The sequence below is a fragment of the Streptomyces sp. NPDC001348 genome (genome assembly GCF_053597535.1).
The window spans coordinates 37,254-61,177 of sequence record NZ_JBSFIK010000043.1; the positions used below are offsets into that span (position 1 = coordinate 37,254).

Genomic DNA, 23,924 nt, shown 5'->3' on the forward strand with positions numbered 1-23,924 from the left:
TCCGGATAGGCTGAACGCATGACGCGAGCCGAGCAGCCCACGGCCCACAACCCGGCCCCCGACGACGACCTGGTGGCGGACTCCCGTGAGCGCGCCGTCCGCGCGCTGTTGCGCCGGCCGCAGCTGAAGCAGCTGTGGAGCGCGCAACTGGTGAGCGGTGTCGGTGACACCCTGGCGCTCCTCGTACTCGTCCTCCTCGCCCTCCAGACGGCGATCGCCGAAGGATCGTTCGGCGGTGGGTACCGGGGCGTGGCGTTCGCAGTGGCGACCGTCTTCGCGGTGCGCATCCTGGCGACCCTGCTCTTCGGCGCCGTCCTGCTCGGACCGATCACCGCGCTCACCACCCAGGAGGGGCCGCTCGACCGCCGCTGGACCATGGTCGGCGCCGACGGGCTGCGTGCCGCGCTGCTGATCGTCGCCCCGCTGTGGATCGACTGGACCCCGGACAACGCGCTGGCCGTCCTGCTGGTCACCACCTTCGTCACCGGGGTCGCCGAGCGGCTCTGGACGGTGTGCCGGGAGAGCGCGGCCCCCGCGCTGCTGCCCGCCCCGCCCCCCGAGGGCGCGACGGTACGGCCGCTGCCCGACCACATGGACGCCCTGCGCCGGCTGTCGCTGCGCACCACCTTCCTCGCGATTCCGCTCGCGGCCGCCGCCCTCGTCGTCGCGGCGCTGCTCAACAACGTCCTGGGCACCGCGATCGCCTGGTTCGACCAGCACCAGGCGGCCCTCGGGGCGTACGTGGCGGCCGGGATGTTCGCCGGTTCCCTGTCCCTGCTGACCGCCCTGGAACTGCCTGCCTCGCGCACTCCCCGCGCGCGGTCCCCGCTCGAAGGGCTGCGGCGCCCCAAGACCGCGAGCGGCGTCGACAAGGGCCGCACGGGCGCGTTGCCGCTGCTCGTCCTGGCCTGTGCCGCCGTCGCCGCGGCGGTCGCGGCCGCCGTGGCCGTGGCCGTGCTGCACGCCAAGGACCTGGGCGGCGGCCCGGTGCTGTACGGGCTGCTGGTGCTCGCGCTGACCGGCGGGGTCGTCGTCGGCATCCGTACGACGCCGTCCGTCCTGCCCTCGCTCTCCCGCCGCCGGCTGCTGGCGCTGGCGATCGCCTTCACCGGCATCGCGCTGCTCGCCGCCGGTCTCGTCCCGGACGTCACCAGCGTGCTGCTGATCTCCGGGCTGGCCGGCGTCAGCGCGGGCGTCGCCGCCAACACCGGGCACACGCTCCTCGACCAGGAGGCCGAGGAGTCCCGCCGGCCGCGCACGACCGAGCACCTGCACGCGGTCGTACGGGTGTTCGTGGCGCTCGCCGTGCTGATCGCCCCCGTGGTGGCGGCGCTCATCGGCCCGCACCGCCTGGAGAACGGCAGGTTCGTGTTCGCGCACGGCGGTGCCGCCTTCACGCTGATGCTGGTCGGCGCGCTGCTGCTGCCGGTGGCCGCACTGGTCCTGGCCAAGGCCGACGACCGCTCCGGGGTGCCGCTGCGGCACGACCTGAGGGACGCGCTGCTCGGCGGGGACGACCCGGCGACGGCCCCCGCGGAGAACGGATTCTTCATCGCCCTGGAGGGCGGCGACGGGGCCGGCAAGTCCACCCAGGCCGAGGCGCTCGCCGAGTGGATCCGGGCCAAGGGCCACGAGGTCGTGCTCACCCACGAGCCCGGGGCGACGCCGGTGGGCAAGCGGCTGCGCTCCATCCTGCTGGACGTGTCGTCGGCGGGCCTGTCGCACCGCGCCGAGGCACTGCTGTACGCCGCGGACCGGGCGGAGCACGTCGACACCGTCGTACGGCCCGCCCTGGAGCGCGGAGCCGTCGTCATCTCCGACCGGTACATCGACTCGTCGGTCGCCTACCAGGGGGCGGGCCGTGACCTGTCCCCGACCGAGATCGCCCGGATCAACCGCTGGGCGACCAACGGCCTGGTCCCGCACCTGACCGTGCTGCTGGACGTCTCACCGGAGACCGCGCGCGAGCGGTTCACGGAGGCACCGGACCGGCTGGAGTCGGAGCCCGCCGAGTTCCACGCGCGCGTGCGGGCCGGCTTCCTCACCCTCGCCGCCTCCGACCCCGGCCGCTACCTGGTCGTGGACGCCGGACAGGAACCCGAGGCCGTCACCACCGTGATCCGCCACCGGCTCGACACCGTGCTGCCGCTGTCCGAGGCGGAGATCAAGGCCCGGGAGGAAGCCCGGAAGAAGGCCGAGGAGGAGGCCCGCCGCAAGGCCGAGGAAGAGGCGGCCCGCAAGGCCGAGGAGGAGCGGCTGGAGCGTGAGCGCCAGGAACAGCTCGCCCGGCTGCGTGCCGAGGAGGAGGAACGCAAGCGCCGCGAGCTGGAGGAGGCGCAGCGGCGGGAGGCCGAGCGGCAGGCGGAGGAGGCCCGGCAGCGGGCCGAGGAGGCACGCAGGCGTGCCGAGGAGGAACGGGCCCGGCTGCTCGCCGAGGAGAAGGCCCGCGCCGAGGCGGAGGCCCGCCGCAAGGCCGAGGAGGAACGGCGGCGCAAGCAGGCCGAGGAGGAGGCCCGGCTGCGCGCCGAGGCCGAGGCCCAGCGGATGGAGAAGCAGCGGAAGGCCGAGCAGGCGCTGCTGCGGGCCGAGGAGGCGCGCAGGGCGGCCGAGCGGGCCGCCGCCGAGGCGCAGGCCGGTCCGCGTCCGGTGGTGCCCGACGTCGACGACGTCCCGCCGGAGGCGGTGACCGTGCCCACGCCCGTGGTGACGCCGAAGGACGCGTCCGGCGGCCCGGCGGAGGAGACCGCCGTTTTGCGGCGGGTCCGGGACCGGGACGCCGACTCCGAGGTGACGACGGAACTGCCGCAGCCGCCGGCGCCCTCCGGGGCGGCGGACGAGACCGCGGTGCTGCCGCCCGTGGCGCCGGGCGCGGCCGACGACACCGCCGTACTGCCGCCGGTGGCGCCGGGGCCGGAGGACGGGACGGCCGTGCTGCCGCCGGTGCGGGGCGGCGATCCCGCGGACCGGGTGCCGTCGGGATACTTCCGCGACGAGCGGGCGGCGGGCCCCGACGGTTCCGACGACCGTACGCGCGAGCTGCCGCAGGTCGGCGAGGACGGCTCGCCGCGGCGGCGGGAGCGGCCCGACTGGGCCGAGGAGACGCCGCTGGACGACCTGCCGAGCCTCGCGGACGAACTGCTCGGACCGCACGGGGACGACGAGGAGCCCGGCGGGGGGCGCGGGCGCCGGCGGGGCCGGGGGCGCTGAGCGCCCGCACCCGGCCGGCCGGGCCGTTGTCGGTGCCGCCCCGCACAATGGACTGCGCAAGACGAACGTGACGGAAGGGCGGCGTGACCCATGACCGTGTGGGACGACCTCGTCGGTCAGGAGAAGGTGAGCGCGGTGCTCGAGGCCGCCGCTCGGGACGCCGACGCCCTCGTCACCGCGGCCGCCGCCGGCGCGGCCCCGCCGGAGGCGTCGAGGATGACGCACGCCTGGCTGTTCACGGGACCGCCGGGCGCGGGCCGCAACCAGGCGGCGCGGGCCTTCGCCGCCGCGCTGCAGTGCGTCAGCCCCGACCGTGCTCTCGGCGGAGCCCCCGGCTGCGGCTTCTGCGACGGCTGCCACACGGCACTGGTCGGCACCCACGCCGACGTCAGCACGGTCGCCGCGGTCGGCGCCGAGATCCTGGTGAAGGACATGCGGGACACGGTCCGCAAGTCGTTCACCGCACCGGCGAACGGCCGCTGGCAGATCATCCTGGTCGAGGACGCCGAGCGGCTGAACGAGAAGTCGGCCAACGCCGTCCTCAAGGCCGTGGAGGAGCCTGCCCCCCGCACGGTGTGGCTGCTGTGCTCGCCCTCGATCGAGGACGTCCTGCCCACGATCCGCTCCCGCTGCCGCCACCTCACGCTGCGCACCCCCTCGGTCGCCGCCGTCGCCGACATGCTCGTACGACGCGAGGGCGTCGAGCCGGACGTGGCCGCCGCGGCGGCCCGCGCCACACAGGGGCATGTCGACCGGGCGCGCCGTCTGGCCACCGACCCGGCCGCCCGCGAGCGCCGCGCCGCCGTGCTGAAGCTGCCGCTGCGCCTCGACGAGGTCGGCGCCTGCCTCAAGGCTGCCCAGGAGCTGGTCGACGCGGCGGCGGAGGACGCCAAACAGCTCGCCGAGGAGATGGACGGCAAGGAGACCGAGGAGCTGAAGGCGGCCCTCGGCGCCGCCCAGGGCGGCCGGCTGCCGCGCGGTACGGCGGGCGTGATGAAGGACCTGGAGGACATGCAGAAGCGGCGCAGGACCCGCACCCAGCGCGACAGCCTGGACGTCGCGCTGGGTGACCTCACCGCGTTCTACCGTGACGTCCTCGCCCTCCAGCTCGGCTCCCGCGTGGCGATCGCCAACACGGACGCCGAGGACGCCCTGGAGCGGCTCGCCCGGGGCAGCACCCCGGAAGCCACGCTCCGCCGCATCGAGGCGATCGCCGGCTGCCGTGAGGCCCTCGACCGCAACGTGGCGCCGCTGCTGGCGGTGGAGGCGATGACGATGGCCCTGAGAGCGGGGTGACCGGCACGCGCAGGTTGACGGCATCACCCGTAAGAGGCACGGCGCACACGTAGGGCATCCGAACCATGGCACAGCGTTACGCTCGCCTGATGCACCTCAGGCGAATCCTCCGCCCGACAGCCCGGACCTTCCGTTTGACCAGGCCCCCGAGAACCCCGGCGGCATCCCTCCTGGTGGCCGCCGCGCTGCTCGTCTCCGCCTGCAGCTCCGGCACGGCGACGAGCGCGACGAGCGCCGCCCCGGCCGAAGCCGCGCTGGCCGCGCTGCCCCGCGCCACCCCGGCCGCCCTCACCCCGTACTACACGCAGAAGCTGACCTGGCGCAGCTGCGGTGCCCCCGGCTTCCAGTGCGCCACCATGAAGGCCCCGCTGGACTACGCCGACCCCGGCGCGGGCGACATCCGGCTCGCCGTCGCCCGCAAGAAGGCCACCGGCAACGGAAAGCCCCTGGGCTCGCTGATGGTCAACCCCGGCGGGCCGGGCGGCTCGGCGGTCGCCTATCTGCAGCAGTACGCCGGCGTCGGCTACCCGGCCCAGGTCCGCTCCCGCTACGACATGGTCGCGATGGACCCGCGCGGCGTCGCCCGCAGCGAGCCCGTCGAATGCCTCAGCTCGCGGCAGATGGACGCGTACACCCAGACGGACGTCACACCCGACGACCAGAAGGAGACGAACGCGCTGGTCAAGGCGTACAGGAAGTTCGCCGAGGGCTGCGGCGCGCACGAGGCCCGGCTGCTCCACCACGTCTCCACGGTGGAGGCGGCCCGTGACATGGACATCCTGCGGGCCGTGCTGGGCGACCGGAAGCTGAACTACGTCGGGGCGTCCTACGGCACCTTCCTCGGGGCGACGTACGCAGGCCTGTTCCCGAAACGCGTCGGCCGGCTGGTTCTGGACGGCGCGATGGACCCCTCCCTCTCCGCTCGCCGGCTGAACCTGGACCAGACCGCGGGCTTCGAGACGGCGTTCCAGGCCTTCGCCAAGGACTGCGTACGGCACAGCGACTGCTCGCTCGGCCGCAAGGGCACGACGTCCGCCCAGGTGGGCGACCATCTCAAGGCCTTCTTCCGCAAGCTCGACGCCCACCCCGTCCCCACCGGCGACCCGGGCGGGCGCAAGCTCGGCGAGGCCCTCGCCACGACCGGGGTGATCGCCGCGATGTACGACCAGGAGGCCTGGCCACAACTGCGGGCGGCGCTGACCTCGGCGATGCGGAAGAACGACGGCGCCGGTCTGCTGGCCCTCTCCGACAGCTACTACGAGCGGGACCCCGACGGCCACTACACCAACCTGATGTACGCCAACGCCGCCGTGAACTGCCTGGACCTGCCGTCCGCGTTCGCCGGCCCCGGCCAGGTCGAGCAGGCCCTGCCCGCCTTCGAGAAGGCGTCCCCCGTCTTCGGCGAAGGCCTCGCCTGGTCCTCCCTGAACTGCGCGTACTGGCCGGTGCGGCCCACCGGCGAACCCCACCGCATCACGGCCGAGGGCGCCGCCCCGATCGTCGTGGTCGGCACCACCCGCGACCCGGCCACTCCCTACCCCTGGGCCCGGTCCCTCGCCCACCAGCTCTCCTCCGGCCGGCTCCTCACCTACGTCGGCGACGGTCACACCGCCTACGGCCGGGGCAGCGCCTGCATCGACTCCGCGATCAACACCTACCTCCTCCACGGCACCCCGCCCGCCCAGGGCAAGCGCTGCACATAGCCCTGCCCCGCCCCCGCCACCCGCCCCGGAGCCCCCACTCCGGGGCGTGTGCAAAGCACCCCCGGAAACTGTGTAGACTTACCGACGTTGCTGATCGCACCATGGTGCGGCTGGCGCGCCGCCTTAGCTCAGATGGCCAGAGCAACGCACTCGTAATGCGTAGGTCTCGGGTTCGAATCCCGAAGGCGGCTCCGTAGTGAACCCCAGGTCAAACCCTTGGCCTGGGGTTTCTTGTTGCGGGTGACCTTGGAGTCAGGGCTGAATCGGGCACGTCGGCGGCGGCGCCGTCGGTCTTCCGGTGAGCGCGGGCGAGTGCCGTGAGGGTGCGGGCCTCGTCAGGGCGGCCGGTCTTGCGGTGCACGTCCGGGGGCCTCCTCGCCGCACCCGAGGGCTGCGGTGTGTGCTTACGCGGACCCCGCTGTTTCGGACAGCGCTGTGAGGGCTTGGCCCTTGTCCGCCTCGGCACGTTCGAGTGGCTGCAACCGCCGAGCGCACCGTCACTCACGGCCGGCACCGGAACACCACCATCAAGCTGCGCGATTCCTGCCACGGAGAGTCGCCGGCGGGAGATGGGCCACCTCGGTGAAAACTGTCGAACCACCACGGAAGTTGCCTTGGATCCCTAGGATTGGGAGCCACCCCGACTCCTGGAGGCCCAGCATGGTGGCAGGCAGCGCGGCTCCCGGACCGCTCACCTGATGCCGGAGCCGGAGGCGAGGGGGGCGCTCGGCACAGTGGCTGAGGTTGTCGATGTTCTGCTTGACCTGCCCGAATTCCGTGATCCCCCCACGCGTTCGGTGATCGTCGGCGAACTGGATCCGCGGATTTCGGCACAGATCCCGCGTCACGTCTCCATACGGCTGGACGTGATCGCGATCGTGCGGACGTGTCTGTACACGCCCGGCGGACTCGCGGCGCTCGTCGACGTGCTCACGTTGTTCTGCGGCGATACGCACACGCTGGCGCGGCTGCGAGAGCTGGTCGAGGATCTCTCCCTGCCTCAAGAACTACAGGAGTACGAACGAAACAGCCTGGTGGCCATCCTGAATTCGGTGCCGGGCAGACCTTGGCTCTCGGCTTACCTGGGGGCGGCGAGCCCTGTCGTCCAACGCCTGCCGGACAACCCGGGCGAGGCTCTGGCCGTATTGGAGGATCTGCGGGCACCACGGGGCGGCGAGCCTCGTGTGCTGCGATTCACCAGGGCTCTGGTGGAGAGCCGCCATGTGCCGGAGCATCTGCGCGATGAAGTGCGCGGCTGGAGTGCCCGGCTCGCACACCGCCTCGGGCTGCCCCTGCCGGACTATGGCCCCGTCAGACCCGCTGACGAAGACGCCCTTCTCGTGTTGAGTCTTCAGCCCTATCTGCCTCGCGGCGAATCCTGTCTGGTGTCGGCCTGGCTGGGGTACGGGAGAGACGGATGGCTGCCGCTGGTCCAGGAGGACGAGCCGCGGCCGCTGTCCCAAGTACCGCCCCTGATGGACGGGTTCATGGCGGTCGTCCGGGACTATACGGGGGGCCGGCCGCCCAAGCGTGTCGAGTTTCTGCTGCCGCGATCCCTGCTCGGCCTGCCCGTGGACCAGTGGGTGACAGGTGGACGCTCCTCTGAAGCCGGCCCTCCGGGACTGGCTCTAGGCGTGAACTGCTCCGTCGTCGTCCGCGATCTCGAACGTGCCACTGACCCTTCCTCCCGCAGCGAATGGTCACGGCGCTGGAGTGCGTACAACGCCAACGGCGCACTGCCGGAGAACGAGGTGTTGTGGCTGGCGCCCGATCGCCGACCCGTCCCATACGGTCCTCCTGCCGTCCCCTCTTCCGTCTGCGCGATGGTCCTCGAGCATTCGTCCGACACTGTCACGGCGGACGCGCTTGCCACGGCGCTCGACGCGGGTGTGCCGGTGGTGCTCTGGGACCGCCGGACAGGACCGGCCGACCACCCGCTGCCGCGCGGCAGGTACCACTGGACCATGCACGAACTGATGCACGGGGGCAGATCCGAGCATCTGCCGGAACGGGTGCGGTCATTGAGAGTTGAAGCGCTACGGTCGGCGGAGATGCACTGGGGGCGCCACATTGCGCTCCTTTGGGATGATCCGACCCGCATCATCGGAGGGGGAGGCACACTGCGATGGCCGTAGTACCCGAGGGCGACAGCGGGACGGGAGGGGCAGGACGACGTGCAGGAATGGCGCATCTACCAGGGCCACGGTGAGCCCCACGACGGGATCAGCCGACTCCCCGCGCCGCCACCGTGGCGCGACATGACCCACAGGCAGGAGGACGGCCCTGTGAGTGGCCGTTCACTCTCGCGGGCCGGCGTGTATCAGACCGACTCGCCCACGGTCGAAGCGGTCAACGCGGCGTTGTTGCTGCGCCGACCGCTGCTGGTCACCGGCCGACCGGGAGCGGGCAAGTCCACCCTTGCCCATCACGTGGCCCGTGAACTCGGTCTGGGCCGGGTGCTGGTCTGGCCGGTCACCAGCCGAACGACACTCAAAGACGGTTTGTACACCTACGACGCGATCGGGCGTCTGCGGGAGGCCGGCCGGCGAGCAGCTGCGCATTCACAGCCGCAGGACGGGCTGGTGCAGGCCGAGGAAACCTCCGATATCGGGTCCTATCTTCGGCTGGGGCCGCTCGGCACGGCGTTGCTGCCCTCGCACCGGCCGCGGGTGCTCCTCGTCGATGAACTGGACAAGAGTGACATCGATCTGCCGAACGACCTGCTGCACGTCTTCGAGGAAGGGGAGTTCGAGCTCCCCGAACTGGTGCGTCTGACCAGGGAGCCCACTGTAGAGGTCATGACCCATGATCCCGGTGTCTTCGCGCCCATCGACCGCGGGCTGGTGCGGTGCACCGAGTTTCCGCTGGTGGTGATCACAAGCAACGGCGAGCGTGCCTTCCCCCCGGCCTTCCTGCGTCGCTGCGTGCAGTTGGATCTGCCCGAACCGGACATGGAGAAGCTCACTCGTATCGTCGAGGCGCACCTCGGCCGGCACGCCACCGTCCGCGCCCAGGATCTCATCGAGACGTTCCTCCGTAACCGTGCCGAAGGACTGCTCTCCACCGACCAGCTCCTCAACGCCATCTTTCTCTCCATCGGAGACGGAGTCCCCGAAAGACGCGAGGAGCTGGTGCGGTTGCTGCTCAGACCCCTCGGTCCTGGCACGTGATCAGGGAACTGGCCGAACTGTTGCGGCTTGCGGGGGAGGCACCCGAGGCCGAGCAGTTGGCAGATGCCCTATGGCTGGCGGAACGCCTCGGCCCCCCGGCCTCCTCGGCAGGACCTGCCGGCCGCCCTGTCGGCACGGCCAGGTCGGACGGCGCACCGGGGCCGGTGGAACAACCACCGCCGGGAGTCCCGCCATCGGCCGCCCCGGTCCCGGCGCTGGAACAGAGGGTGACGGGTGCGGGGACGGACGGGCGGAAGGCGTTGTACCTGCCCGAGGCGCGGTCCGCCCTGGCAGGCACCGGAGCCGCACCGATACGCGTGCCGGCCCCGGCCGCCGTGCCGCAGCGTCTGGCCATCGCCCGATCGCTGCGCCCGCTGACCCGCAAGGTCCCCTCGTGGGACGTGACCGTGCTGGACGAGGAGGCCACGGTGGACGGCATCGTCGACACCGCCCAGTGGTCGCCCGTGCTGCTCCCGGCACCCAGCCGCTGGCTGGACCTTGTAGTGGTCGTGGACGATTCGGTATCCATGGCGGTCTGGGGCGACACCGTCGAGGAGTTCCTGTCCATCCTGGGCAGCGTCGGAGCGTTTCGGTCCGTGCAGCAGTGGCTTCTGCCCACCGAGGAGATCCCGACGCACGGCATCGTGCTGCGCCCGCCCACCGCAGGGCGTGGCGAGCGTCTCCTGGACCGGAACCCTCTGGAGATCGTGGACCCCACCGGCAGGCGCATCGTGCTGGTGGCTTCCGACTACGTCAGCCCGTCATGGGCGGACGGCACGCTGGAGCGCCTCCTGCACACCTGGGGTCAGTACGGCCCGGTCGCGCTGGTACAACTCCTGCCGCGTCGTATGTGGCAACGCAGCGCACTGAACGTCCATGAAGTAAAGCTGCGGGCTGGGATGCCCGGTGCCCCCAACGCCCGCTTGGGCGTCACCCCTCTGGGTGGCACCCCGTCGGCCAGACACTCGTTCGCGGCGAGCAGCATGGCCGTCCCCGTGCTGGAACTCGACCCGCGCTGGCTGGGACCCTGGGCAGCCCTGGTCAGTGGGGAGACCTCTGCCTGGGACACCCTGGCCATGCTGGTCCCGGCGTCCCCGGCGTCCCCGGCGTCCCCGGCCGCCACGGCGCCGGACCGCCCGTCCCCCACTGACCGCCCGACGCCGTCCCCCGAGGACCTGGTCCGGGACTTCACCCAGCACGCCAGCCCAACGGCTATCCGGCTCGCATCGCATCTGGCAGCCGTTCCCCTGAGCCTGCCGGTGATGCGGCTCGTGCAGCAGGCGGTGTGTGGAAACAGCCGACCGTCGGTGCTCACCGAGATCCTTTTCACCGGCCTGGTCACCCGCGCCGGCCAGGACCACGCAGACAGCCCCGCCGACGAAACGCTGTCCGTCGCGTTCGACTTCCGCCCCGGTGTTCGCCAGGTTCTGCTGGACGGAGCGCGGCAGTCCCAGATCCTGTACACACTGTCGTGTGTCACGGAATGGCTGTTCGGCCGCCTGCAGCGTTCCGGCACCCCGACCACCGACTTCACGGCCCTCCTGGACGGCGACGCGGTCGCCGTCGATGCCGCCCGCTCGGTACGCCCCTTCGCCATCGTCACCGCACAGGCTCTGCGCCACTTGAGTCCACGCTACGAGGGCCTGGCCCGGCAGTTGGAGGAGTCGGCCCCGCCCGGGGCGAACAGGCCCGATGCCGCCGGCACGACGGCGGTGCCGGGAGAGCGGGCCCTCCGCGTCAACGGCACCGTGCCCCCGGTAGGCGTGTTGCTCGACCGGGACGACCTGTTGGCTGAGATACACGCCAGCGCGTTCGGCGGGCGTGGGGCGGGCACGGTGCTGACGGCCCGTGAGGGCGGTGGCACCACCTCGACGGCAGCCCGGTACGTCGCGATGTACGGCCACGCCTACGATCATGTGACTTGGGTGACGGCCGGACGCCCCTCCACCGGACGTGAACTGCCCGAACTGCTTCGGGCCACCGCCGGGCAGACCGCCGCAACCTGGCTGCTGGTAGTGGACGACGCCCGGCCCGATGATCTTCCCGCATCGCTGCCCGACGGGCCCGGCACCGTACTGGTCACGTCGGCAGACGGCGGCTGGCCGGAGGGGTTCGTGTCCCACTCCGTCCCGCCGTTCAAGCGGGCCACCAGCATCCGCTTCCTGCTCGACCGGGTGTGCGGGCTGACTGCTCCGGTCGCACTGCGCATCGCGGCCAGGCTCGACGACGTCCCTCTCGCGCTGGCGATCTCGGCAGGTCTGCTGCTCCGGTCGACGCCCGATGCCCTGCTCACCGCGCTCGGTGCGGACCCCGACCCCGACGCACAGCCCGCCGCCCCACTCGATGACCCGGTCGCCACGGTGTGCGCGCTCGCTCAGACCCACGCAGTGCGAGAGTGCCCGGCAGCCGCGCCTCTGCTGGACCTGTGCGCGGTACTCGCCGCAGGCCCCGTACCGACCAGATTCCTCACCCAGGCCCTACCGCGGACGTACGACGCGGCGGTGACCGCTCTCGCAGACGCCGCGCTGGTCACCATCACCGATGACGGGTCGCACGTGTTCGTCCCGGCCGTGGTCCGGCGAGTGCGACGGGAGCACATGCAGGCGGCGGAAGTCGTCGCCGCGCAGCGACTGGCACGGGCCACATTCGTCACCTGGCGCGCCACCGCCGCCCGGACCGCCGGGGACAACAGCGGCATCCTCAGTCTGACGCGGCACCTGGAGCCCATGGGCGCCCTCGGTGACGCTGATCCGGCCGTGCACGAAGCCGTGCGCGAGCAGGTGCGGCTCCTCGCCGAGTACGGCGACGCCGAAGGTGCTCTCGCTTGGGGCAGGCTGGCCCTGGAACGGCTCGCGGATCACGATGGCACAGCCGACACGGAGCTTTCCCAGCTCCTGTCGCAGATGACGTCGGACACCGCCCGGGACCAGAGACAGCAAGGCCCATGACCGCCGCCCCCGGAACCACCTCTTCTGACGGCCCCACCCCGCCCGAACCGCCGACCGACGGGCCAGTGCGCAGCGCGTTGAGCGTGGGGGTGACGTGGTTCGCGCCCGACGAGCAGTTCGGCCTTGACGGCGAGGGTCCCGATCCGCTGCTGTTCGCCGTGGAGCGGGTGAACGCGGTCGCCTCGGCTCTGCAGGCGCCCTGCTTCGGGTACCGGTGCGAGCAACTGGCCCCCGAGAACGGATCGGACGGCCCGACGGCCGAGGCTCTCGGCGACGCCGTGCACACACTGTTGTCCACGACCGGTCCCGACGACGTCCTCGTCATCCACGTCGTCAGTCATGGGGTGGTCAGACCCACCGGCCTGTACGTCCTGGGATGCGACAGCACCCACACCCCGGGCACGTCGGTGGGAGGCTGGCTCTCCGCGGTGGAGGACTTCCCCGGCCGCCCGCTTGTGCTGTTCCTGCTGGACCTCTGCCACTCCGGGGCCGCCACCCGTCTGGAGTGGCAGTTGCGCCGGATGCTGGACGGATCCAATCGCGCCTGGGTCATGGCGGCCGCGGCCGAGGCGGAGATGGCGGTTGACGGCCGCTTCAGCGAAGCCGTGGCGGAGGTCCTGACCGCACTGGCGGAGCGGAGACTGCAATTCGATCCAGGCAGCCGGCACATCGGCTTCCACTGGTTCGCCGACGAGGTACGCAAGCAGTTGGAGAGAGCCACCGAGGCGCGGGGCGGACTCGCCCAGCGCATCACCGTCAGTGCCCTCGACACGGTAGGACCGGACCTGCCGTTCCTGCCCAACCCCGTCTTCCACGAGGCGGTCGTACGGCAGACCTCGCTTTCCACCGCATCAGGGGCAGCCCTTTCACTCCTCGACGATGTCGCCGACCCCGACCACTTCCGCCGCCATGCACAGGGCGGCGCGGGTTTCCCGGCCGGAGCGGCCGACTGGCAGGGACTGTTCACCGGACGGGCGGCGGAGGTCGAACGGATTGCAGGCTGGCTCGAGGACGAAGCCGGTCCCGGCCGGCTGATGGTGGTCACCGGAAGTCCAGGATCAGGCAAGTCTGCACTCCTGGGCGTGTTGTTGTGCGCATCCCATCCTGAACTGCGCGAAAACACCCGGACGTTGTGGCAGCCCCTCGGCCGGGAGGTGACCGCATCCTCCGCCCCACTGCCCGTGCACGCCCGTCAGCGCACACTCGCCGAAGTGGTGCGGTCCCTGGTACACCGCACCGGAGCTCGCGACCCGGGATGGGCCGGCTCCTCGGCCGACGCCCCGGAGACGGACCCCCGCCGGCTGATCGAGGCGCTCAGCCGCCGCACCGACCCGCCACCCGTCATCGTGCTCGACGCGCTCGATGAGGCCCGCGACCCGGTGTCACTCGTCCGCGACCTGCTCCACCCCCTCACCACCCTGAACCGGCCCGACGGGCTGCCACTGTGCCGAGTCCTGCTGGCGGCACGGGAGGAGGATCCCTTCCTGCCGCTGATCTCCGACGCGCGCACCACTGGGGACCTGATCGACCTCGACTCCATCGGACACGACACACTGGAAGCGGACCTGCGGTCGTACATCGAACGACTCCTGGGCCCGGAACGGAACGAGCACGCAACGGAGTTCGCAGCCGCCACCGCACGCACCCTGGCCGATCCGCATCCCTCCCCCGTCACCGGACCCCACCTCATCACAGCGCTCTACACCTCCTACGTCCTCCAGGAGGACGTGGCACCCGCCCTGGACGACCCCGAAGCGGCACGCCGACTCGGCGAACGGGTTCCCCGAGACCTGCCTGGCCTGCTGGACCTCCAGTTCTCCGGTGACCACGCCCACCATCTGCTGCGCCCGGTCCTCACCGCCCTTGCCTTCGCCCAGGGCGACGGCCTGCCGGTGGCACTCGTGACCGCGATCGCCCACGCCTTCGACAACCCGGGTGACACGTCGAAGACTGCCGACGCCACCTCACCGGACCACAACGACACGCCTTGTCCGGTAGCGCAAGGCCCCCAGGACCACGCCGCGGAAGTCGTGCACCTCCTCGACGAACTGCGCGCCTTCCTCCGTACCGTGCCCGACGACCGCGGCACCGCCCTGTACCGGCTGCTGCACCAGAGCATCGCCGACGAGTTGCGCGACCAGGCCAGGTCCGGCCCCCGCCCAGCACCCGGTGCGACCGCCGAACAGACGGTGTACGAAGCCCTGCTCGGCACCTTGAGCGCATCGGGTACCGCGGAGAGCCTGCGCTGGGCCGGACTCGACGACTATCTACGCCGTCACCTTGCCCAGCACGCCATCGACGCGGGCTGCTTCGACGCCCTCTGCGCCGACCCCGGCTTCCTGGTCCATGCCGACCCCGACCGGCTCGATCCCGAACTCGGCCATGCCGTGTCCGAGTCGGCTCGCAGCGCCGCCACCGTCTACCGCACCAGCGCACACGTCCACCGCAGAACCTCTGACGAAGGCCGCCGGCACATCCTGGCCATCGACGCCGTACGGCAGGGCGCCCGCACCCTCGCCGACCGGCTGGCCCGGCCGGGCCCGGGGCAGGGCAGCCCGATGCCGTGGCCACCACAGTGGGCCACCGCCAGCAGGATCAGCGCAGCCCATGCCTTCACCCTGCCCCTGCCCGACGACCGGGTGACGGCACTCGCGGCCCCGTCATCGGGGTCGCCCGACGTGGTCACCGGCACCCGGAGCGGGCGTCTGCGGGTGTGGGAAGCCCGGCACGGCCGAGTACGCGGATCCGTCGATCCCGGCCGAGGCGAAATACGTTCACTGGCCTGCACGGAACGCGGCGGGCAACCTGTGGTCCTGGTCGTGGCAGCGGACGGAGTCCCGGAGGTGCGCGCCCTGCCCGCGCTGGAGCCGTTGCGCACGACAACCCCGCTGTTTCCCGGCGCGCGCGGCGTACGCACCCTCGCCTGCGTCGACGTGGTGGGGCGAACCATGGCCGCGACGGCTGACGAGAACGGGCACTTGCTGCTGTGGGATCTCATGGGCGAACTGTCCGTCGAGAAGCTGCGCACCGATCTGGGCCGAACCACCGCTCTTGTTTGTTTGTCCGGCGACGACGGACCGCTCGTGGTCGTGGCCGACGACGAAGGGACGGTCCGCTTCTGCGCACCGCTCGGCGAAACAGCCATTCCGGATCTGCGCCACCCGTGCAGCGTGACCGCCCTCGCCCTCGCCGTCGTAGGGGACCGCCTGTGCGTGGTGACCGGCGGCAAGGACGGCCGCGTGCGCCTCTGGGACGCCACCTCGCACGCGCTGCGCATGACTTCGGCCAGTGCGCACGACGGTCCCGTCTACGCACTTTCCTACGAGGACGGCTCTCAGGACGGACTGCGGATGCCAGACGGTGAGGAGGCTTCCGGGCCCCGCCTGCTGAGCGGCAGCAGTGACGGCACCATCCGCATCTGGGATCCTACGCACGGCACGGAACAGGGCCGGTTCATCGGTCACATGGGCGCGGTGACCGCTCTCGCCCGCCCACCTGCGACGCCGCCCGTCCTGGTGTCGGCGGGCTTGGACCCGGCACTGCGTGTGTGGCATCTACCGCCCGGACGGACTCGTGCCGCCCCCGAGCCCGGACACACCTCCTGGGTCACCGCCATCGCCCATGCCGAACTCGACGAGCGCACCGTGCTCGTCTCGGCCGGTGCCGACGGGACGCTGCACCGCTGGGATCTGGCGGAGGGAACGCCGTACGGCCCGTCGGTCCAGACCGGACACGCCGGGGCGACGGCCGGACGACCGGTCTCCGTGCATGACTTGGTGGTCATCGACGGGCTCAAGCGCCCCCTGATCGTCACGGCTGGGGCCGATGGTCTGTCCCGGGTCTGGGACCTCCGCGAAGGCATCCCCTGCGGGCCGGAATTCCGTCCCGCCACTGCGCCGGTCCAGGCGCTGGCGGCTTCGTCTCTCGAAGGGCGGCCGGTGCTGGTGTCCGCGGACACCGACGGCAGGCTGCACCTGTGGGACGTGGAAAGCCGCTCCCGCAGGGGCCTGCCGCTCGCCGGACACACCGGCGGGGTCAACGCACTGGTCTGCATCCAACTGGATGCCCGGCCAACCGTGCTGTCCTGCGGCGACGACGGGACTCTGCGCCTGTGGGACCTGGCCACGGGACTGCCGCTGGTTCCGCATGTACAGGCTCATCAGGGCTGGGCCACCGCGTTGGCCTGGATGACGACGGACGACGGCGTTCCGCTCGCCGTCACCGGGGGCCAGGACGGCACCCTTCGGCTATGGGACCTCTCGGACCCTCTGCACATGCGGCCATACGGGGAAGCCCTGCCCATCGCCGGTGGGGTGAACGCGATCGCATGCGGCTCGGGGCCCGAGGGGCCCATGGTGGTCTGCGCGGACGACGCCGCCGTCCACGTCTGGAACCCGTTCTCGGACAGTTCGGTCGCCACACTGGGCGTGCCCGGTGCAGTGCAGTCGCTCCTGGTGCGCGACGACCAGATCGTCCTGGGATGCGAATGGGAGATCTTCGTCCTGCGCCGCGCCGACGGACCCTGAAGGCAGATCAGTCCAGGCGCGACAACTCGGCAGCCACCTCGGGCACGGACAGGTAGCTCGTCGCCTTGTGGGAGGCGACCAGGCCGAGGCTCACCTCATGGTGGACGTCGATACCGGGAAAAGAGGCAGGCAGATCACGAGGGATGGCCACCACATCGCCGATGTCCGCGACGTTCACCCACCGATGCACGCCCGGCGGTCGTTGCCCGACCCGATCCTCGTTGCCCGGCCCCAGAGACAACCGGTCACGGATCGCCCCGGGCAACCCCAGAGGGGAGCCCAGCGTGATGAGCAGGTCCAGGTCCACAGGCCGGTGCCACAAGGCCTCGTAGGCGATCACGCTGCCCAACGAATGCGCGAGCAGCACCCGCGGGCGTCGGCGCTCCACCACCCGGTGCAGCTCCTCCCGTACATCTGTACGCCGCCGCGAAGCAGGGTCGGCGAGATAGGTGTCGGCCTCCCGACAGAACAACACCACCACCCGCCTGGCCAGATCACCGTGCCGACGGGCGATCCACTCGGCGATCTGACGCACCGGCAGCCCGGCCCGGCCCATGAGAACCTCGTCGGGAGCGCCGAGCGCCGCCGCCCAGTCAGCGATCATCTGCTGTCCTGTCGCCCCGAGAAGTTCCGCGTCCTCAGCAGTACCCTGGGGCGTCCCCAGATGCAGCAGATGCGCGTAATAGGCCGCGTCGAGGCCCCCCTCCTCGTAGGTGACGCCGTCGTAGCGAGCGCCCAACGCCGCACCCCATTCGGCTGCCAACGCCCGCGCGGCTCCCTCCGTGCTGCCGGCCTGTGCCAGGTAGCGGTAGCAACGGATCCCGTGAATACCTACCAGCATCGAATCCCCCGTGATGGTCGAGCATCCTCGTGGACCTCAGCGTAGGGCAGCAGCAATCCAGTTACTGCGGGATCGCCTGCGCGTCGGTGCTGCCGGGGTCAGGTGCCGGGTGCCTCGAAGGTCTCGATCGTGCAGCGTTGCCGGCGCCGTTTGAAGCGCTCGCCGTTGGTACGTGGCAGGCGATGCGGGGTGGTGGTCATCCGGCGGCTACGATCCGCCACTGCTGGTTCGTGCTGTTGCTGTCACTCCACTGGCCCAGATCAGATCCATCGCCGGTGCGGCCCATGCCGTCGATGTACTTGCCGGTGGTGCGGTTCTTGATGCGCACGTTGTCGGCATCGGTCAGCACCGACCACTGCTGGCTCGTGCTGTTGCTGTCACCGTACTGGGTGACCGCGGATCCGTCCGGAGTTTGGCCTGCCCCGTCCAGGTACAGGCCGGTTGCCCGGTTCTTGATGCGTACGTATTGCCCATCGTTCTCGACGGTCCACTGCTGCTCGTACCGGTTGCTGCTGCCGCTGGCTTCGCCGACGGTGGCCCCACTGGTCGTGCGGCCCTCTCCGTCGATGTACAGGCCGGTGGCGGCGTTGGTGATCCGCACATATGTGCCGCCGCCGTTGCCGATCCCCCAGGCGTACTGCAGGCGGGTCAGTCCCGAGGCGTTCACCAGAGACAGCTTGATGCCCGAGCCGGTGCCGCTCTTGCTGGTCATGCTGTACCAGTCGCCGTCGCGCAGACCCGGCCAGTAGACGCTCCCCATGCCGAGGGTGCGCAGTTCGCTGCTGACGCCCCGGACGTAGTCGGCGAAGAACGAGCCACTGGGAATGCTGTAGTCGATGGTGTTGTAGTGGACGCCGTTCTTGCTGCCCGGGCCCATCGGGCCGCCCCACTCGGTGGCGATCGTGCGGGCGGCGTATCCGCCGATGTATCCGGCGAGGTGGTTCGCCCACTCGGTCTCGTCCTCGTATCCCGCGAAGAACGAGTAGTCGTGCACCGCCAGGAAAGTGCCGTCCAGGCGACTGTCGCGACCGACTGCCGCGACGTTCTGGGCCAGCCCGGCGCCGTCGAGGATCACCCTGGAGCGCGGCACGGAGGGGTACCTGGCCAACCATCCGCTGTACATGTCGTCCAGGCTGGTCGTGCTGTAACCGTACGGCTCGTTGATGACCTCGAAGTAGGCGTTGGGATTGGAGCCGTACTTCTGTACGACCTTGTCCCACATCTGGTTGAACCCGGCAGTGCTCGCCGGCTTGCCGCCGGTGTACGCCCAGTAGGCGAGGATCACGTTTCCCTTGGTGAGGGCCGTGTCGATCGCCCCGGTGTAGGTGTTCCAGTAGCCGGCGACAGTGGGCTCGTTGATAGGCATGCGCACTGTGTTGGCGCCCGTCGTCGCGTACATCTGGCCAACGATCTGGTCCGCCGCGGCGGAAGCCGATGAGTAGGTGTCCGACGCACCGAGACCGGACGGGTACAGTACGCCGTTGACGAAGTTGTCTCTCTGGTCGGCCCAGTTCACTCCTCTGAACTGCGATGTGGAAGCATGTGCCGGGTTCGGGCCGGCCGCCAGGATTCCTGCGGCGAGTGCGAACACCGCCAGCAGTCTGGTCATCGTGGCTGGCGTTCCACGTGTGTTGGCGATCGGGTTTCCCACCGGGTCGTCCCTTCCGTGCCTACAGTCTCTTCGGAGGCTCGCCGTCGGCTCACGGGGCGGACTCGTGTCTCCTGCGGTCCGCCGGGACGTCACTCAGGCGAAGTACGGTCGCGGGTCCCTGCCGGTCGTCGGTCGTGACGCCTTCAGGGAACTTGCCCTGGCCATGCGGTTGCCTGGGTGGAGCGGCGCCGCTTATCGGGCTATCCGAGTGTCCAGTGCTGGTTGGTTCCGCCGTTGCAGGTCCACAGTTCGACCAGGGCGCCGTCCGCGGTGGACCCGCCGGTCACGTCCAGGCACAGCCCGGACTGTGCCCCGGTGATCGTGCCGTTCGCGTTCACGTTCCACTGCTGGTTCGACCTGCCGGTGCACGGCCAGATCTGCACCTTTGTACCCGGACTGGTGCCCTGCGCGGCGGCGTCCAGGCACATGGCCGAGCTGCCGCTGTACACCGTCAGCTGACCGGAGGACGTACGCGTCCACGCCTGGTTGGCCCCGCCGCTGCAGGTGTGGATGTCCGTCTGCGTGCCCGCTGTCGTGCTGAGGTTCGGTACGTCCAGGCACTTGCCCGCACCCACCGCGTGGACGGGCCCGCCGCCGGCAGGCGGCGGCGTCGGGCCGTTCGGGGGCACGTAGGGGCACTTCGGCTGGTAGGCCGAGATGGTGGAGGGATCCGGCAGGGCCGGGCAGAGGAACTGCGTGTAGCGGGTGTCGTCGTCCACGAACACCTTGAGCCACGGGATCAGCAGCTTCATCTCCACGTTGTTCGGACGGGTGTAGTACACGTGGTCCGCTCCGGCGATCTGGGCGAAAGCGCTCTGCGTGGTGCTCGGCAGTGTGGCGTACAGACTGCTGAGGTACGACGGGGTGACGACCGTGTCTTTCTGACCGCCGATGACCAGAGTCGGCACCGTGTCGGTGGCCATGCTCAGGCCGTTGCCGGGGAATCCCGGCGCGAGGCCGATCATCGCCTTCAGCGACGGCTGGCGTTCCGCCGCGATGATCGCTCCTGCTCCGCCCGCGGAGTGCCCGAGTACGGACAGCCGGTTCGGGTCGACCTCCGCCTTGACCGGGCTCTGCTTGGTCAGCCAGTTCAGCCCCGCCAGCAGTTCGGTGGCTCGGGCATCGGCCCCGTCGGTGCGGCTGTTGGTCTCGATGCAGATCACCACGAACCCGAACGAGGAGAGCCACGGGCCCATCCAGGCCTCCTCGTCGGCGCACCGCGCCGAGTAGCCCGGCACGATCGCCAACGCTCCCCAGGTGCCCAGGCTGGTGTCCGTCGGGTAGTAGACCACCCCGCCGTTGAACCCGTTGCCCGGCGCCACACTCACCTGTGCCGTGGCGAACGTACCGCGCGACGCCTCGATGCCGGCCACGGTGGGATCAGGGCCGCGCTGGTACGGGTTGCCCGGGGCGGCCTGCGGCGCGGCCGCGTCGGACACCGGGCGGGCCGACGCCGACGCCGGCGCCACGAACATCGCCGCGACTGCGGCCACGACGGCTGCCACCGCGGTCGCCGCCCGAACCGTCCGCGGCCGCCGCCCCGTTCCCGCCCTGCCCGCTTCTGCGCCTCCTGGCGCCGATCTCCACGTTCGCATGGTGAACCTCCCGTGGGACTGGTGAGTGTCGCCTGCCTCTTGGCGCTCACAAACCGTTACAGAGAAGATCAGGCGATTCGGTGATGGGATGTATGACGCGGTCGCGTCCACCGCTGGGTGGAACGTGTCATAGCAATGCGTCGACCTCAAGAGCTGGTTCGGGCACCGCTGAAGTCGAACCACGCGATCAGGACAATCGATCTCGCGCGTAGAGATCCCATGTCATGGCCCAGGGGCTGGTCGAACTGTGGGGATTCGTGCAGACGCCTTCCCTCGCTCGGAAGGCCGGATTCGGTGGGCAGGCGGGCAGCACGGTCCCGGCAGTCCTGCTGATGCGCAGGTCTCGGGTTCGAATCCCGAAGGCGGCGGGGGCTGCGGGGCGGCGCGGGGCGCGCGGCCGTCCGGTCACCGGCGCGAGCCAGATCCGGCTCGGGCCGACGAGTCATGACCGTGGATCAGGTTCTGCTTCCGCGTCGGGACGCTGTGACGAGTCGCGTCGGCGCGCCATCAGAGTGGTACCGGTGACCACCAGGCCGATCGCCACGACCTTCGCCGCCTGGTAGATCAGTGAAGGGCTGGAGCTGGACCGGCCCGGGAACGCCCACAGGAGCAGACCGAGTCCGAAGAGCAGCACGATGAAGCCGCCGACCGGACCCAGACCACCCCAGCTCCAAGGAGATGCGGATAACTCGTTCTCCGTACCAGGTTTTTCATGGTCATCAGCTGTCATGGCTCGCACATTGACAAGTTTTCGGTCCGCGGTTGCGCGGTGCTCGGACCAGCGCGAGCAAGCGGCGCTCCGTGGTCCACCGAGGCCGGTCAGGCTGCGCACGAGGGGCCTCGGCGGCCTGTCGTCCCGCCGGCTCAGGGACCGGTTCGGGCGTTCTGGTCAGGGGCGAGGCTTGGTGTCGTGTGGATGCCGAATTCGTGCCTCAGGGCGGAACGGGCGGCCAGGTAACCGGACATTCCATGCACACCGGGTCCTGGCGGTGTGGACGCTTAGCACAGGTACACGCCACGGAGCGGCGTGCGATAGGGATCCACCCGGGGCGCCGGGCGGAGCAAGCGGACGGCGCGGGGCAAGCCGCCCCGGGCCGGAGGCGGCAGCCTGCCGCGCGGCGCTGATCTGTGGAACGGCATCGCGCGGCACGAGCCGGCACAGGACGGTTCGTGCCGGGAGCAGGCCGGTTCCGGTCCGGTACGGCGGCGAGCCCGCGGGTCGTCACGGGCGACTACTGCGGTGTTTTTCCACCCGCCCCCGGCACGATCAGCCCCGTCTCGTAAGCCACCACCACCGCCTGGGCTCGGTCGCGGAGGCGGAGTTTGGCGAGGATGCGGGCGACGTGCGTCTTCACGGTGGCCTCGCTGAGGCGGAACCGGGTGGCGAGTTCGGTGTTGCTCAGGCCGGTGCCGAGGGCGCGGAGGACTTCGAGTTCGCGGGGGGTGAGTGCCGTGAGGTCGCGGTGCAGTGCGGGGGAGTGGGGGTCGCCGTGGGCGACGAAGCGCTCCACCAGGCGCCTCGTGATGGCGGGGGCCAGGAGGGCGTCGCCGTTGCGGGCGAGGTGGACGGCGGCGACCAGGTGTTCCGGGGTGACGTCCTTGAGGAGGAAGCCGCTGGCGCCGGCGGTGAGCGCGGCGTAGACGTAGCGGTCGAGGTCGAAGGTGGTCAGCATGATCACGCGGGGTGGCTCGGGAACGGCGCCGGACGGGATGCGCCGGGTGGCCTCCAGGCCGTCGGTGCCGGGCATCCGGATGTCCATCAGGACCAGGTCGGGGCCGGTGCGGTGGACCGCGTCGATCGCCTGCTCCCCGTCGGCGGCCTCGGCCACCACGTCGATCCCGTCCGCCGCCAGGATCATGCCGAAGCCCGTCCGGACCAGTGCCTGGTCATCGGCGATCACCACGCGTGGTGGCCGGGTCATGGGAGTTCCCCGGTCGGGCGCGCGGCGGGGATGACCGCTCGGTGGCCGCCGCACTCCGCGCCCAGCCGGGCACCGCCCGCTTCTACGGCACGGCCCAGGCGGAGGTGAGCGCGTCCGGGATCAGCGGCGCCACGACCGTGGTCGCGTACCAGGGTGATTCCTCCTGGGGTGCCCCGCGCCTGGTCTCCGGGCGCGCTGGCTCGACGGCCCGGGTCAGGCGGTGGTCACCCGCCGCTTCCTGCGGGCCGCCGAGATCGACGTCGGTGACACGGTGACCCTGACCGAGCAGGGACGCCGCACCTCGGTGCGGATCGTCGGCGAGGCGTTCTTCACCGAGGGACAGGGCATGGGGCTGCTCACCCGCACCTCCACCCTCGCGGACCTGGGCCTCGACGCGACACCGGGCCGGTACCAGGTGCGGACGAAGCCGGGGACGGACCTCGCGCACTACCTCGCCTCGCTGAGGACCGCCCTCCGGCCGACCGGTGCGGTCGCCATGGCGAACTCCCGGGACACGTCCGGTGCGATCGCGGCCATGGACGCGCTGATCGGCACGCTCACCCTGATGCTGGTCGGGGTGGCGGGTCTGGGGGTCCTCAACACGGTCGTCCTCGACACCCGCGACCGCGTCCACGACCTCGGCGTCCTCAAGGCACTGGGGATGAGCCCCCGGCAGACCGTGACCATGATCGTCACCTCGGTCGCCGGGATCGGCCTGCTCGCCGGTCTGGCCGCGGTGCCGGCCGGGGTCGCCCTGCACCGGTACGTCACTCCGCTGATGGGCGACGCGGTCGGTCTGACGCTGCCCCGGTCGTTCATCGCCGTCTACCACGCGCCCCAGCTCGCACTGCTCGCCCTCGGCGGTCCGGTTGTCGCGGTCGCGGGCGCGCTGCTGCCGGCCGGGTGGGCGGCTGGAAGGGACACCGTCGGGGCACTGCGCACCGAGTGAGCGGATGTGCGCCGGGCGGTGCGGGAGGAGAAGCGGGACAAGGACCTCGGTCGTTCACCTCCGACGACCGAGGTCCTCTTTGCGTCCCCGGACCCGGCCTGCGGCGACACTCCCCC

At 71.1% G+C, this 23,924-nt stretch carries 13 protein-coding genes and 1 tRNA gene; 9 read left to right on the forward strand and 5 right to left on the reverse strand.

Going from position 1 to position 23,924, the window contains the following annotated elements; all coding sequences use genetic code 11:
* Positions 1-18 precede the first annotated feature (18 nt).
* From tmk to ACWC21_RS33435, 8 genes are all read left to right on the forward strand, one after another.
* On the forward strand, positions 19-3,207 hold the full coding sequence (gene tmk, locus ACWC21_RS33400) for a dTMP kinase (RefSeq protein WP_450887353.1): 3,189 nt from the start codon (positions 19-21) through the stop codon (positions 3,205-3,207).
* Positions 3,208-3,297: 90 nt separating this feature from the next.
* Complete coding sequence (locus tag ACWC21_RS33405) at positions 3,298-4,503, forward strand: DNA polymerase III subunit delta' (RefSeq protein ID WP_450887355.1); 1,206 nt, start codon at positions 3,298-3,300, stop codon at positions 4,501-4,503.
* An 89-nt stretch (positions 4,504-4,592) separates the two neighbouring features.
* Positions 4,593-6,206 carry an alpha/beta hydrolase gene (locus ACWC21_RS33410; RefSeq protein WP_450887357.1) on the forward strand — a complete coding sequence of 538 codons (1,614 nt, stop codon included), beginning with the start codon at positions 4,593-4,595 and terminating at the stop codon, positions 6,204-6,206.
* A 117-nt stretch (positions 6,207-6,323) separates the two neighbouring features.
* Positions 6,324-6,397, forward strand: a tRNA-Thr gene (locus ACWC21_RS33415).
* A gap of 507 nt (positions 6,398-6,904) precedes the next feature.
* On the forward strand, positions 6,905-8,341 hold the full coding sequence (locus ACWC21_RS33420; RefSeq protein WP_450887359.1) for a VMAP-C domain-containing protein: 1,437 nt from the start codon (positions 6,905-6,907) through the stop codon (positions 8,339-8,341).
* 39 nt (positions 8,342-8,380) lie between these two features.
* Positions 8,381-9,376 (forward strand): AAA family ATPase, encoded by a 996-nt coding sequence (locus ACWC21_RS33425; protein WP_450887361.1) that lies wholly within the window; start codon positions 8,381-8,383, stop codon positions 9,374-9,376.
* A complete protein-coding gene (locus ACWC21_RS33430) occupies positions 9,373-12,324 on the forward strand; it encodes an SAV_2336 N-terminal domain-related protein (protein ID WP_450887363.1) in 2,952 nt (983 codons plus the stop codon). Before ACWC21_RS33425 ends, ACWC21_RS33430 begins: the two co-directional genes overlap by 4 nt.
* Positions 12,321-16,850, forward strand: coding sequence for an AAA family ATPase (locus ACWC21_RS33435; RefSeq protein ID WP_450887365.1), 4,530 nt, complete (start codon positions 12,321-12,323; stop codon positions 16,848-16,850). The genes ACWC21_RS33430 and ACWC21_RS33435 overlap by 4 nt, the downstream gene beginning before the upstream one ends.
* Before the next feature lie 7 nt (positions 16,851-16,857).
* On the opposite strand, the gene ACWC21_RS33440 is transcribed toward ACWC21_RS33435, so the two are convergent.
* The 5 genes from ACWC21_RS33440 to ACWC21_RS33460 all read right to left on the reverse strand — a co-directional run bounded on the left by ACWC21_RS33440 (position 16,858) and on the right by ACWC21_RS33460 (position 22,859).
* Entirely contained in the window at positions 16,858-17,691 is an 834-nt protein-coding gene (locus ACWC21_RS33440) for a hypothetical protein (protein WP_450887367.1), read from the reverse strand.
* Positions 17,692-17,887: 196 nt separating this feature from the next.
* Positions 17,888-19,300 carry an RICIN domain-containing protein gene (locus tag ACWC21_RS33445; protein WP_450887369.1) on the reverse strand — a complete coding sequence of 471 codons (1,413 nt, stop codon included), beginning with the start codon at positions 19,298-19,300 and terminating at the stop codon, positions 17,888-17,890.
* Positions 19,301-19,542: 242 nt separating this feature from the next.
* Positions 19,543-20,835 carry a poly(ethylene terephthalate) hydrolase family protein gene (locus tag ACWC21_RS33450; RefSeq protein WP_450887371.1) on the reverse strand — a complete coding sequence of 431 codons (1,293 nt, stop codon included), beginning with the start codon at positions 20,833-20,835 and terminating at the stop codon, positions 19,543-19,545.
* A gap of 544 nt (positions 20,836-21,379) precedes the next feature.
* Positions 21,380-21,667, reverse strand: coding sequence for a hypothetical protein (locus ACWC21_RS33455; RefSeq protein ID WP_450887373.1), 288 nt, complete (start codon positions 21,665-21,667; stop codon positions 21,380-21,382).
* A gap of 502 nt (positions 21,668-22,169) precedes the next feature.
* Positions 22,170-22,859: a response regulator gene (locus tag ACWC21_RS33460; protein WP_450887375.1), complete on the reverse strand. Its 690-nt coding sequence runs from the start codon at positions 22,857-22,859 to the stop codon at positions 22,170-22,172.
* 220 nt (positions 22,860-23,079) lie between these two features.
* Here ACWC21_RS33460 and ACWC21_RS33465 point away from each other — a divergent pair, with 220 nt between their 5' ends.
* The gene (locus tag ACWC21_RS33465; RefSeq protein WP_450887377.1) at positions 23,080-23,808 is read left to right on the forward strand and encodes an ABC transporter permease; all 729 of its coding nucleotides are present in this window, start codon (positions 23,080-23,082) and stop codon (positions 23,806-23,808) included.
* Positions 23,809-23,924: the final 116 nt, after the last annotated feature.

What these genes read in the sequence shown, in the direction of transcription:
- ACWC21_RS33405 (WP_450887355.1), top strand. Translation starts at nt 3,298, where the DNA reads ATGACCGTGTGGGACGACCTCGTCGGTCAGGAGAAGGTGAGCGCGGTG.
- ACWC21_RS33420 (WP_450887359.1), top strand. Translation starts at nt 6,905, where the DNA reads ATGCCGGAGCCGGAGGCGAGGGGGGCGCTCGGCACAGTGGCTGAGGTT.
- ACWC21_RS33440 (WP_450887367.1), bottom strand. Translation starts at nt 17,691, where the DNA reads ATGCTGGTAGGTATTCACGGGATCCGTTGCTACCGCTACCTGGCACAG.
- ACWC21_RS33445 (WP_450887369.1), bottom strand. Translation starts at nt 19,300, where the DNA reads ATGACCAGACTGCTGGCGGTGTTCGCACTCGCCGCAGGAATCCTGGCG.
- tmk (WP_450887353.1), top strand. Translation starts at nt 19, where the DNA reads ATGACGCGAGCCGAGCAGCCCACGGCCCACAACCCGGCCCCCGACGAC.
- ACWC21_RS33435 (WP_450887365.1), top strand. Translation starts at nt 12,321, where the DNA reads ATGACCGCCGCCCCCGGAACCACCTCTTCTGACGGCCCCACCCCGCCC.
- ACWC21_RS33410 (WP_450887357.1), top strand. Translation starts at nt 4,593, where the DNA reads ATGCACCTCAGGCGAATCCTCCGCCCGACAGCCCGGACCTTCCGTTTG.
- ACWC21_RS33455 (WP_450887373.1), bottom strand. Translation starts at nt 21,667, where the DNA reads ATGACAGCTGATGACCATGAAAAACCTGGTACGGAGAACGAGTTATCC.
- ACWC21_RS33460 (WP_450887375.1), bottom strand. Translation starts at nt 22,859, where the DNA reads ATGACCCGGCCACCACGCGTGGTGATCGCCGATGACCAGGCACTGGTC.